The organism is Streptomyces sp. NPDC058291 (assembly GCF_042880855.1).
Classification (GTDB): domain Bacteria; phylum Actinomycetota; class Actinomycetes; order Streptomycetales; family Streptomycetaceae; genus Streptomyces.
This window is the reverse complement of record NZ_JBHVYK010000016.1, coordinates 99,029-110,978: the sequence shown is the minus strand read 5'-3', so window position 1 is coordinate 110,978 and position 11,950 is coordinate 99,029. Positions and strand designations below refer to the sequence as shown.

Sequence of the window (11,950 nt, the reverse complement as noted above, 5' to 3'; positions counted from 1 at the left end):
TGCTGTCGGTTGCCGGGGGCGGGGGGGGGTGTTTGCCGGCCGGGCTCTAACTCGTTGGGGGCGCGGCCCTCCTCTGCTCGGCCGGACCCCCTTCCGCATGCCTTGTCCTCGCCGCGCCAGCAAGCCCTACCCCTCGCCGCGCCGCAAGCCCTACCCCTCGCCGCGCCGCAGACCCAGCACCTCGGCCGCCGCGAACGTCTCCCCGGCCGGCCGCTGCGCGAAGTGCGCGCCGAGGACGGCGTCCAGCTCCGCGTGGTCGAAGGCGTCCTCCTTGCTGTCGAACTTCGCGCGCACCCGCGGCCGTTCGACGACGGCGACCATGCCGCCGTGCACCACCAGCAACTGTCCGTTGATCCGCGCGGCGGCCGGCGAGGCCAGATAGCCGACCAGCGGGGCGACATGCTCGGGAGCGAGCGGATCGAGCCCGCCGCCCTGCGCCCCGGACAACCCGGCGAAGACGTCCTCGGTCATCCGGGTGCGGGCGCGCGGGCAGATGACGTTGGCCGTCACCCCGTACTTGGCCAGCGCGAGCGCCGTGGACGTCGTCAGCCCGACGATCCCGCCCTTGGCCGCCGCGTAGTTGGGCTGTCCGGCCGAGCCCGCGAGGAACGCCTCCGACGAGGTGTTCACGATCCGCCCGTACACCGGCGCCCCCGACGCCTTGGACCGCTCGCGCCAGTGCGCGGCGGCGAACCGGGTCGTGTTGAAGTGGCCCTTGAGGTGGACCCGGACGACCGCGTCCCACTCCTCCTCGGCCATCGAGAAGACCATGCGGTCGCGCAGGATGCCCGCGTTGTTGACCAGCACGTCCAGCTTGCCGAACTCGGCGATCGCGGACTCGACGAGCCGACCGGCCTCGGCGAAGTCGGCGACGTCCCCGGTGTGGGCGAACGCGGCGCCGCCGGCCGACCGGATCTCGCGGGCCACCTCCTCGGCGGGAGCGGCCGACGCCTCGCCCGAACCGTCGCGGCCGGGCTGCCCGAAGTCGTTGACGACGACGGCCGCGCCCAACCGGGCCAGTTCCAGCGCCTCGGCCCGGCCGAGCCCGCGTCCGGCGCCCGTGACGATCGCCGTGAGTCCCTCCAGCGGCAGCGACATCGACGGCCTCAGATCTCTATGCACGTACGGAGCGCGGCCCCGGTACGCATCTGGTCGAGCGCCTCGTTGATCTCGGCGAGCGCCACGCGGTGGGTGATCAGGCCCGACAGGTCGATCCGGCCGGCCCGCCACAGGGCGATCGTCCGCTCGTAGGAGCGCAGGACGTCGCCGCCGCCGTACATCGAGGGCAGGATCCGCTTCTCGTCGAAGAACAGCTCGAACATGTTGAGCTGGAGGAAGTCGTCCAGGGCGCCCGCGCCGACGACGACGAGGGTGCCGCCGCGCCGGGTGGTCTCGTACGCGGTCCGCGCGGTCGAGGAACGGCCCACGACCTCGAAGACGTAGTCGAACCCCTCGCCGCCCGTGACGAGTTGCTTCGCGCCGGGCAGCTCCTGCGGCGAGACGGCCTTCGTGGCGCCGAAGTTCAGCGCGGCCTCCCGGCGCGAGGCGACCGGGTCGACGGCGACGATCTCGGCGGCGCCCTTGAGCCGCGCGCCCTGGATCGCGGAGATGCCGACGCCTCCGCAGCCGATGACGGCGACCGAGGAACCGGCCTGCACGTCGGCCGTGTTGAGCGCGGCGCCCAGTCCCGTCGTCACCCCGCAGCCGATGAGCGCGGCGATGTCGAAGGGCACGTCGTCGGGGATCGGGACCGCACAGCCGGCGTCCACCACGACCTCCTCGGCGAAGGTCCCGGTGCCGGCGAAGCCGAAGACGTCCCCGCCGGGGCGGCGGAAGTTGGGCGTTCCCGCGTTCATGAACCCGGCCAGGCACAGTTCCGTCTGGCCGCGCTTGCAGGCGGGACACGCCCCGCAGGCCGGCAGCCAGCAGACGACGACCCGGTCGCCGGGCTTCACCCGGGTGACGCCCTCCCCCACCTCCAGGATCTCGCCCGCCCCCTCGTGCCCGGGCACGAACGGCGCGGGCTGCGGCAGCACCCCGCCCATCGCGGACAGGTCCGAGTGGCACAGCCCCGTGGCCCGCACCCGGATCCTGACCCGGCCCGGGCCGAAGCCCACCGCCTCGACGTCGTCGAGGACCTCCAGCTTGTCCTGACCGATCTCGTGCAGTACGGCTGCGCGCATGGTGCGGCTCCCCTCGGGTCCCCTCGGATGCTGGGCGGTTCAGGAGGTGCTTCAGGAGGTGCTTCAGGAGATGGTCGACGGCCGGTGGTTCAGGCGTGTTCGACGATCGTGTCGGCGAGGACCGGCGCGTCGTCCCGCTGGACGGCGCTCACGGCCACCCGGACCGCCTCCGCACCGCGCCACATGCGGATGCGCAGGGTCTCGCCCGGGAACACCACCCCGGCGAACCGTGTCGCGTAGCCGCGCACCCGGGTGACGTCCCCGTCGAGCAGGGTGTCGACGACCGCCTTGAGCGTGATGCCGTAGGTGCACAGGCCGTGCAGGATGGGCCGGTCGAACCCGGCGGTCTTCGCGAACTCGGGGTCGGCGTGCAGCGGGTTGTAGTCGCCGCAGAGGCGGTAGAGGAGGGCCTGGTCCTCGCGAACGGCCCGCTCGACCTCCTTGTCGGGATCGCCGGCCGGCGGGTCGAGCCGGGCGGACGGGCCCCGGTCGCCGCCCCAGCCGCCCTCCCCACGGACGAAGATCTGCGCGTCGTTGGTCCACAGCGGCCCGTCCGCGTCGGCGACCTCGGTGCGCATGACGAGGACGGCGGCCTTGCCCTTGTCGTACACGCCCGCGATGCGGCCGGTGGCGGTCGCCCGGCCCTCGACCGGGAGGGGGCGGTGGATGTCCAGGCGCTGCCCGCCGTGCAGGACCCGGGCGAGGTCGACCTCGACGCCGGGCATGGACAGCCCGCTGATCACGCCGGGCGAGCCGGACCCCGCGACGGTCGCGAAGCTCGGCAGGACGTGCAGCCGCGACTCCAGCGTGTAGCGCAGTTCGTCGGGGTCGGTGGCCGGCACGCCCGCGCCGATGCCGAGGTGGTACAGCTGGACGTCCCGGCGGTCCCAGGTGATCTCGCCGGTCCGGGGTTCGGCGGCGAGCGCCTTGGCTGCGTCGATGGGCATGGAGCTCCTGATCGTTCGGATCGACGGGATCGATCGCATCGTTCAGAGACCTCGGCACGGCCGTCCGCACCGATCGGCCGCACCGAGGTCGCCACGGGGCCGCGGAACCCGTCCTCCACGGAACAGGGGCGGATCTAGAACGCGTTCCAGTGCGGCGACCCCCTGTATAGCCCAGGCCCCGGTACTTGTGAAGAGACCTGACGGCCGACACCTGACGGTACGTCAGAAACAGTGGCGGTGACATTTGTACCGGCCGGGCGGGTACAACCCCGCCCTGCCGCGGACGGGCCCGGGACCGTAGCGTCGGAGTCGACCGCACCGCCCGCGAGCGGCGGGCACGAGAGAAGGAAACGGGGAAACGGGGTCATGACGAGGTCGTGGGAGGACCGGCGGCGTGAACGGGCCTGTCGGCGCGCCGCCTGGCGCTCGGCGTTCCGGGAGGCGCGCGGGCGGCAGCGGCACTGGAAGGCCGACAAGGAACGCCTCAAGGCCCAGTACAGGGCCGCCCGCGCAGCGGGGCGGCCGGGCGGGGGCCGGTCCGAACAGGTCCCGGAGGACCCGGGTCCGCCCGCCAACGGCTTCTCCCTGATGCCATGGCTGCTGATGGGGATGGGCGCCATCTCCAACCTCTTCCACGGCGAGACCCCGAACCCGTGGATCGGCGGCCTCGGCCTGCTGACCTTCAACTCCCTCTACATCTACGTGGCCTTCCGCTCCTTCGCGAAGGAGACCCGCCAGGCGGCCTCCACCCTGGTGGCGCTGGTCCTCATGGGCCTGGTGACCTGCGGACTCGCCCTCGCCTACGGCGACAGCTGGCTGCTGTTCTTCCCCCTGCTGGGCCTCGCCGCCGGCGCGGCCCTGCGCGGGCCCCGACTGCGCGCCGTCGGCACCTCGGTGGCCGTCCTCGCGGGTGCGGTCTCCGGCGTCCACGAGGGCTGGGACGGCCTCACCATCGCCTACGCGACCTGGATCTCGACGATGGTGACGGCCGCCATCCTGTCCCTGTCCGAGGCCGTGCGGGAGCTGCGCGCCGCCCGTGAGGAGCTGGCCCGCCGGGCGGTCGAGGAGGAGCGGCTGCGTTTCTCCCGCGATCTGCACGATCTGCTCGGGCACACCCTCTCGGTGATCGTGGTGAAGTCGGAGGCGGCCCGGCGGCTGGCGCCGCGCGACCTGGACGCGGCCCTCGCCCAGGTCACGGACATCGAGGCGGTCGGCCGCCAGGCGCTGACCGAGATCCGGGAGGCGGTCACCGGCTACCGGGAGGGCAGTCTGGCCGGCGAGCTCGACCGGGCCCGCTCGGCGCTCACGGCGGCGGGCGTCGAGCCGTCGGTGACCCGGTCCGGGCCGCCGCCGGACCCGCAGAGCGCGGCCCTGCTGGGCTGGGTGGTGCGCGAGGCGGTCACCAACGTCGTCCGGCACAGCGGCGCGAGCCGGTGCCTGATCAGCGTGACGGCCGCCCCGGAGCGGATCCGGCTGACGGTGACCGACGACGGCCACGGCGGCCGGGGCGGCCAGGGCGGGGACGGCGGCGGCTGCCGCCCGCCGGGCGACGGCACCGGCCTGACCGGCCTGCGCGAACGCCTCGCGGCGGCGGGCGGCTCCCTGACGGCCGGCCCCGGGCCGCGTGGCGGCTTCACGGTCACGGCGGAACTGCCGGCCGGGCCGGAAGGGCACGGGGAGGGGGACGTGGAGGAGTCGTCCGCAACTGTGGCGCCCGCTGGCCCGGTGCCCTCGGCCGCCGTTCGGCCCTAATCTTGGCCCGTGAACGAGACGCCGGGGTCGCCCGTGAACGAGATGCCCCGCTCCCACCGTCCCGCCAAGTCGATCAGGGTCCTGCTCGCGGAGGACCAGGGGATGATGCGCGGCGCGCTGGCCCTGCTGCTGGGCCTCGAGCCCGACATCGAGGTGGTCGCCCAGGTGGGCGCCGGCGACGCGATCGTGGACGCGGCCCTGCTCCACCGTCCGGACGTCGCGCTCCTCGACATCGAACTGCCCGGCATGAGCGGCCTGGACGCCGCGGCCGAGCTGCGCGAGCAGGCGCCCGACTGCCGGGTGCTGATCCTGACCACGTTCGGCCGGCCCGGCTATCTGCGCCGGGCGATGGAGGCCGGGGCGGCGGGCTTCCTCGTCAAGGACGGTCCGGTGGAGGAACTCGCGGTGGTGATCCGCCGGGTGCTGACCGGCGAGACGGTCGTCGACCCGGCGCTGGCCGCGGCCGCGCTGAGCGCCGGCCCGAACCCGCTCACCGCCCGCGAGCGCGACGTACTGAAGGCCTCCGTCGACGGCGCGACGGTCGCCGACATCGCCGCCCGGCTGCATCTGTCGGAATCCACGGTCCGCAACTACCTCTCCTCCGCCATCGGCAAGACGGGCACCCGCAACCGCATGGAGGCGATGCGCGAGGCCCGCCGGCAGGGCTGGCTGTAACGGCGGGGCCCACGCGGCAGCGGGGCCGGCAGTGGCGGCGGGGCTGACCGCAGGGGGCCTCGGAGGGGGCCGGATACGGGGTGGCGTAGTGCCGGGACGGCCTTACCGATACCGCGGCCGGCCTCGGCTTCGCGGCGCCCGACCGCCCCGGCCACAGCCCTCACGGCGGCGCTCGCGGCGGCCCTCAGATGCCGGGGCCGGTGCGCCGCAGCACGCGCAGCGAGCCGGTGTCGGAGATCTCCGTGAAGGCCCCTGACTCCAGGGCGCGCAGGTAGACGCGGTAGGGGGCCTGGCCGGTGAACTCGTCGACCGGGTCGGGGAAGACGTCGTGGATGACCAGGAGCCCGTCCTCGGCGACGTGCGGCGCCCAGCCCTCGTAGTCGGCGCTCGCGTGCTCGTCGGTGTGGCCGCCGTCCACGAAGACGAGGCCGAGGGGCGAGCGCCAGAACGCGGCGATCTTCGGGGACCGTCCGACGAGCGCCACCACGTGCTCTTCCAGGCCCGCCCGGTGCAGGGTCCGGCGGAAGGCGGGCAGTGTGTCCATCAGGCCGATCTCGGGGTCGACGGTCTCCGGGTCGTGGTACTCCCAGCCCGGCTGCTGCTCCTCGCTGCCGCGGTGGTGGTCGAGGGTCAGGGCGCTGATCCCGGCCCGGCGGGCGGCGTCCGCGAGGAGGATCGTGGACCGTCCGCAGTAGGTGCCGACCTCCAGCAGCGGCAGCCCGAGCGCGCCCGCCTCGACGGCGGCCGCGTACAGCGCGAGCCCCTCGTCCACGGGCATGAATCCCTTCGCCGCCTCGAACGCGGCCAGGATCTCGGGCTCGGGCGCCGCGGTCGTGGGGGTCGCGGTCATGGGGGTCCTTCCGGTGGTGCACGGGTGTGGGCGCCCATGCTGCCGCACCCCCTGCCGCCGTCGCGACAGGGGGTGCGGAAAGGTGGAGCGGTCAGGCCCGCGGGCGGGGCGCGCGGGGCCTCGGGCGAGGCGGCCGACGCTCAGGCCGTCGAACGGTCAGGAGTGCCGGCGGTCAGGCGTCGACCGTCTCGCTGGGCAGGGACAGATCCAGGTCGACCGGTCGTTCGTCGCCCGCGTGGGTCGCGGAGCTGGCCAGCGGGCCGTGGCCGGCGGCCTTGGCGGCGAGGACGTACGCGCCTTGGGCCGGGACGACGAGGGCGTAGCTGCCGTCGTCCTGCGACAGGGTGGCGCCGGCCTGGCGGCCGCGGCGGTCGATGAGGGTGACCTTGGCGCGGGCCACCGGGGCGCCGCCGGCGTCCAGGACCCGGCCGCGGAAGCCCCGCAGGGCCTGCTCGGCGCGCTCCAGGTTGGCGTCCTCCTCGCTGCTGGCGCGCAGCTGCGGCACGGCCGAGGGGCGCTGCTGCCTGGGCAGGAAGAGGGCGAGGACCAGGCCCACCGCGACGGCGGCCGTGGCGATCAGGAAGGAGACGCGGAAGCCGTGCATGGTCGGGACGGCGACGCCGCCGACGTCGTTCGCGGTGTTGGCGAGGACCATGCCGACGACGGCGCTGGACACCGAGGTGCCGATGGACCGCATCAGGGTGTTGAGGCCGTTGGCCGCGCCGGTCTCGGAGGCCGGGACCGCGCCGACGATCAGCGCGGGCAGCGAGGAGTAGGCGAGGCCGATGCCCGCGCCCAGCACGACGGCGATGACGAGGCTCTGCCAGGCGGCGCTCATCAGGCCGAGGCCGGCGCCGTAGCCGATCGCGATGATCAGCATGCCGAGGATGAGGGTGAACTTGGGGCCGTACTTGGCGGACAGCCTGGCGTAGACGGGCGCCGTGAACATCATCGTCAGGCCCAGCGGCGCGACGAGCAGACCGGCGACCACCATCGACTGGCCGAGGCCGTAGCCGGTGGACTTCGGCAGCTGGAGCAGCTGCGGCAGGACCAGGGAGACGACGTAGAACGAGACGCCGACCATGATCGAGGCCAGGTTGGTGAAGAGGACGGCCGGGCGGGCCGTGGTGCGCAGGTCGACCAGCGGTGCCTTCACGCGCAGCTCCATCACGCCCCACAGGACGAGGACGACGGCCGCGGCGGCGAAGAGGCCGAGCGTGGTGCCGGAGGTCCAGCCCCAGTCGCTGCCCTTGGTGATCGGCAGCAGGAACAGGACGAGACCGATGGAGAGGCCTATCGCGCCCAGGACGTCGAAGGTGCCCTCGGCGCGCGCCGGCGACTCGGGGACGACGAGGAGGGTGAGGACGATGGCGAGCGCGCCGAGGCCGGCCGCGCCGTAGAACAGGGCGTGCCAGTCGGCGTGCTGGGCGATGAGGGCCGCGAGGGGCAGGGCGAGACCGCCGCCGACGCCGATGGAGGAGCTCATGAGAGCCATCGCCGAGCCGAGCTTCTCGCGCGGCAGCATGTCCCGCATCAGGCCGATGCCGAGCGGGATCGCGCCCATGGCGAAGCCCTGGAGGGCGCGGCCGGCGATCATGGTGAGCAGGTCGCTGGTGAGGGCGCTGACCAGGGCGCCGACGACCATCACGGCCAGGCTGGCTGTCAGCATGCGGCGCTTGCCGAACAGGTCGCCGAGGCGGCCCATGATCGGGGTGGCCACGGCTCCCGACAGCAGCGTCGAGGTCAGGACCCAGGTGGCGTTGCTGGGGGCGGTGCCCAGCAGCTGCGGCAGGTCCTTGATGACCGGGACGAGCAGGGTCTGCATCACCGCGACCACGATGCCCGCGAAGGCGAGGACCGGGACCACGGCTCCGCTCGCCTCGCGGGTGGGCCGGTCGGTCGTCGTGTGCGTCATGAGGGGGTGCCTCCGGGCGGTGGTTCGGCGATTACATGCGACCTGAACCTGTATGCACGGGCAACTATTCCGATGCTTCGGCGTACTAACGATTTCTTTATCGTCTCTTGACACAGGCGGCGCAGGCCGACGGCCGGGGCGCGGCCGCGACGATCAGCGGGCCGGGTCTGCGGGATGCCGCCGATCAGCACGTCCAGGCCCCAGGCGTCGCGGTCGCCGGACGAGAACAGGGCGGACCGCGACGCCCGGGCCGCCGACCACATCGCCGACTTCACCGCGCCCTGAAGCGCCGGGGCCCGCACGGCCGACGGGTCGCCGTACGAGCGGTTCGTCGGCCCGGCCCCGCACGGCGCCGCGGACACGTCGGCGGAGGTGACGCGTCAGGGGCGCCGGTTAGGGTGGCAGGCGTGTCGTACTCAGGCCCGCACTCCGACCCTTTCGGCCCCTCCGACCCCTTCCAGCCTTCCGACTCCTTCGCCCCGGACCGGCCGCGGCGGTCGTGGCTGCGCCGTCCGCTGGCCGTGGCGCTGGCCGCGCTGGTGCCCGGCGCGCTGCTGGGCTGGCTGGCGTACGAGGCGCTGGGCGGGAGCGGCGGGGACGGCGGAGCGGACGGGGCCGGGGCGGGCGCGGGCGTTTCGTCGAGTGCCGCCCCCGGGACCGCGCCGGCCGGCGGCGACGACCAGCCGGGCACCCTCTCCGCGCCGCCGAGCGAGGCCTCCGCTCCCCTCGAGGGCAAGGTCGTCGTCATCGACCCGGGGCACAACCCTGCCAACGTCCGCCACACCGCGGACATCGCCCGCCAGGTGGACATCGGCACCAACCGCAAGGAGTGCGACACCACGGGGACGTCCACGAACTCCGGTTACAGCGAGGCGGAGTTCACGCTCGACGTGGCCCACCGGCTGCGCACGCTGCTGCAGCGGCAGGGCGCCACGGTGAAGCTGACACAGGACGGGGACCGGGCGTTCGGGCCGTGCGTCGACGAGCGCGCCCGCATCGGCAACGCGGCGCACGCCGACGCGGTGGTCTCGATCCACGCCGACGGCTCGGCGGCCGGCAACCGCGGCTTCCACGTGATCCTGCCGGCCACGGTCCACGCGGGCGCCGCGGACACCCGGGCCGTCGTCGGACCGTCCAAGGACCTCGGGAAGCTGATCAAGAACGACTTCGCCCGCTCCACGGGCACTTCGCCGTCCAACTACATCGGAGACGGAACCGGTCTCGTCACGCGTGAGGACCTCGGCGGTCTCAATCTGTCAACGGTTCCCAAGGTGTTCATCGAGTGCGGCAACATGCGCGATAGCAAGGACGCGGCGCTGCTGACCAGTGGCGCCTGGCGGCAGAAGGCGGCGCAAGGGATGTCTGAGGGAATCGTGGGCTTCCTGCGCGGGTAGTGATCAGCGCGCGGATCCCGGCGGACAGGGCGATCGTGCGGACGATAGTGTCGTCCCTACGATGAGGGGCCACCCCCGCGCTTCACACCGGGGCCTGACGGCGACATGGTGACAGCGACGCCTCTACCGCTACGGGTAATGCGTGTACCGATGACGAGACGACTGACGAAGGACCTGAAGTGAATATCCGCTCCCTCACTCGAGGCGACGGCGTGGTGATCGGAGCAGCGGTATTGCTGTTCGTCGCGTCGTTCTTCGATCTCTACTCGATCGACGGGATCCCTGACAGCTTCGATCTGCCGAACCTCTGGAACAGCGGGCCTGTTCTGTTCGGCGTCGTGCTCGCGGGGATCATCGGCGCCGCACTCGTGGTCGTCAGCCGGGGGCTGCCGCAGGCGCCCAAGGTGGCCGGCCTCGACCTGCGTCAGTTCGGCGTGGCCTTCACGGTGTTCGCCGCGTGGAGCGCGCTGGGCAACATCTTCGACCCGTCCGGCGGTTACGACAACGTCGGCGACAGCTCGAACGCCCCCGACGCCGGAGCGGGTCTGATCCTGGCCCTCATCGCCACGCTGCTGCTGGCCGGCGCCGCCGTCGCCACCCCTCTCGTCCCCGCCCTGCAGGCCGGTCTCGTCCCGGCGCCGAAGCCGCAGGCTCCGCAGCCCTACGGCGCGCAGCCGCCCGCCGGTTACGGCTACCCGGGCGCGCCGCAGCCGTCGGCGTTCGGCGGTCAGCCGCAGCCCGGTCAGCCCGGTCAGCCCGGCGGGCAGCCGTTCGGCGGTCAGCCGGGTCCGGCGCAGCCGGCCTCCGCGGACTTCTCGCCGTTCTGGTTCGCCGTGCCCGTGCCGCGTCCGCTGTACGCGGAGGACGGCGCGCCGACGCCGATCGCCGAACTGGCTCCGGGCACCTGGTACCTGGCCGTCGAGCAGGGCGCGCAGGGTCTGGTGGCGCAGACCCAGGACGGCCGGCGCGGCGTCCTGCGGGACAGCTCCGGCATCCAGCGCGGCTGAGCGTCCGCCCCCACGGCGTCGCACACCGGCACGCACGGCCCCTCGCCCTTCCGGGCGGGGGGCCGTTGTCGTACAGTCGCAGCCCCCTGTAACCGACGGACCGTCAGGAGGCTGTCATGCGGCTCGGTCTCGCACTCGGCTACTGGGGCCGCGGTCCCTCCCCGGACCAGGTGGAGCTGGCCCGGGAGGCGGAGCGGCTCGGATACGACTCGGTGTGGACGGCGGAGTCCTGGGGGTCGGACGCCTTCACCCCGCTCACCTGGATCGCCGCACGGACGTCGACCATCCGACTGGGCACCGCGGTCGCCCAGATGGCCGCCCGCTCCCCCACCACGACCGCCATGCACGCACTCACCCTGGACCATCTCTCCCAGGGACGGGTGATGCTCGGGCTCGGCCTGTCGGGACCGCAGGTCGTCGAGGGATGGTACGGCCGCCCCTTCCCCGAGTCGCCGCTGACCGCGACCCGGGAGTACGTGGACGTCGTGCGGCAGGTGCTGCGGCGGGAGGCGCCGGTCGAGACGGACGGCCGCTTCCACTCCCTCCCCTACCGGGGTCCCGGCGGGACCGGGCTGGGCAGGGCGCTCAAGTCCATCACCCATCCGCTGCGGCCGGATCTGCCCGTCCTGCTCGGGGCCGAGGGTCCGAGGAACGTCGCGCAGACGGTGCGGATCGCCGACGGATGGCTGCCGTTGTACTGGTCGCCGAGCCGGCCCGACGCGTACGGCCCGGCGGTCGAGGAGTTGCCGGAGGGGTTCCGGGTCGCTCCGATGGCCCGGGTCAAGGTGTGCGACGACGTCTCCGACGGCCTGCTGGCGGTCAAGGCGATGCTCGGCTTCTACATCGGAGGCATGGGCCACGCCACCCGCAACTTCCACGCCGACCTGATGGCGCGCATGGGCTACGAGGGGGAGGCCCGGCGCATCCAGGAGCTGTTCCTCGAGGGCCGTCGCGAAGAGGCCGTGCTCGCCGTGCCCGACGCGTTCGCCGACGAGATCTCCCTGGTCGGACCCCGCGAACGCATCGCCGAGCGGCTGGAGTCGTGGCGCAAGGGCCCGGTGACCGACCTGCTGGCGGTGACCCCGGACCGCACCTCGCTGCGGGTGCTGGCCGAGCTCAACTCCTGACGGGGCGTCGGACGGCCGAGCACAACTCCTGACGGGGCGTCGGACGGCCGAGCTCAACTCCTGACGGGGCGTCGGGCGACCGAGGTTTCATCGGGAATCG

10 protein-coding genes are annotated in these 11,950 nt (G+C 73.5%); 5 read left to right on the top strand and 5 right to left on the bottom strand.

From position 1 onward, the window contains the following. Nucleotides 1-150: 150 nt before the first annotated feature. The 3 genes from ACFVYK_RS11330 to ACFVYK_RS11320 form a co-directional block, all read right to left on the bottom strand. Nucleotides 151-1,098 (bottom strand): 3-oxoacyl-ACP reductase, encoded by a 948-nt coding sequence (locus tag ACFVYK_RS11330; protein WP_389771604.1) that lies wholly within the window; start codon nt 1,096-1,098, stop codon nt 151-153. A gap of 8 nt (nt 1,099-1,106) precedes the next feature. After that, nucleotides 1,107-2,183: a Zn-dependent alcohol dehydrogenase gene (locus tag ACFVYK_RS11325; RefSeq protein ID WP_389771588.1), complete on the bottom strand. Its 1,077-nt coding sequence runs from the start codon at nt 2,181-2,183 to the stop codon at nt 1,107-1,109. Nucleotides 2,184-2,272: 89 nt separating this feature from the next. After that, nucleotides 2,273-3,130 (bottom strand): MaoC/PaaZ C-terminal domain-containing protein, encoded by an 858-nt coding sequence (locus tag ACFVYK_RS11320; RefSeq protein ID WP_389771586.1) that lies wholly within the window; start codon nt 3,128-3,130, stop codon nt 2,273-2,275. Nucleotides 3,131-3,496: 366 nt separating this feature from the next. Here ACFVYK_RS11320 and ACFVYK_RS11315 point away from each other — a divergent pair, with 366 nt between their 5' ends. Both ACFVYK_RS11315 and ACFVYK_RS11310 read left to right on the top strand, forming a co-directional pair. Beyond that, entirely contained in the window at nt 3,497-4,882 is a 1,386-nt protein-coding gene (locus tag ACFVYK_RS11315) for a sensor histidine kinase (protein ID WP_389771583.1), read from the top strand. Between the two features lie 42 nt (nt 4,883-4,924). After that, on the top strand, nt 4,925-5,557 hold the full coding sequence (locus ACFVYK_RS11310) for a response regulator (RefSeq protein WP_389771601.1): 633 nt from the start codon (nt 4,925-4,927) through the stop codon (nt 5,555-5,557). 184 nt (nt 5,558-5,741) lie between these two features. Here the strand turns inward: ACFVYK_RS11310 and ACFVYK_RS11305 are convergent, their stop codons facing one another. Beyond that, nucleotides 5,742-6,407 carry a class I SAM-dependent methyltransferase gene (locus ACFVYK_RS11305; protein ID WP_389771580.1) on the bottom strand — a complete coding sequence of 222 codons (666 nt, stop codon included), beginning with the start codon at nt 6,405-6,407 and terminating at the stop codon, nt 5,742-5,744. Nucleotides 6,408-6,579: 172 nt separating this feature from the next. After that, the gene (locus ACFVYK_RS11300; protein ID WP_389771577.1) at nt 6,580-8,322 is read right to left on the bottom strand and encodes an MFS transporter; all 1,743 of its coding nucleotides are present in this window, start codon (nt 8,320-8,322) and stop codon (nt 6,580-6,582) included. A 407-nt stretch (nt 8,323-8,729) separates the two neighbouring features. Between ACFVYK_RS11300 and ACFVYK_RS11295 the strand changes: the two genes are divergently transcribed. The 3 genes from ACFVYK_RS11295 to ACFVYK_RS11285 all read left to right on the top strand — a co-directional run bounded on the left by ACFVYK_RS11295 (nt 8,730) and on the right by ACFVYK_RS11285 (nt 11,850). Further along, nucleotides 8,730-9,716: an N-acetylmuramoyl-L-alanine amidase gene (locus ACFVYK_RS11295; RefSeq protein WP_389771574.1), complete on the top strand. Its 987-nt coding sequence runs from the start codon at nt 8,730-8,732 to the stop codon at nt 9,714-9,716. 179 nt (nt 9,717-9,895) lie between these two features. Then, nucleotides 9,896-10,723 carry a DUF5336 domain-containing protein gene (locus tag ACFVYK_RS11290; RefSeq protein ID WP_389771572.1) on the top strand — a complete coding sequence of 276 codons (828 nt, stop codon included), beginning with the start codon at nt 9,896-9,898 and terminating at the stop codon, nt 10,721-10,723. A gap of 116 nt (nt 10,724-10,839) precedes the next feature. Continuing rightward, nucleotides 10,840-11,850 (top strand): LLM class F420-dependent oxidoreductase, encoded by a 1,011-nt coding sequence (locus tag ACFVYK_RS11285; protein WP_389771569.1) that lies wholly within the window; start codon nt 10,840-10,842, stop codon nt 11,848-11,850. Nucleotides 11,851-11,950 lie beyond the last annotated feature (100 nt).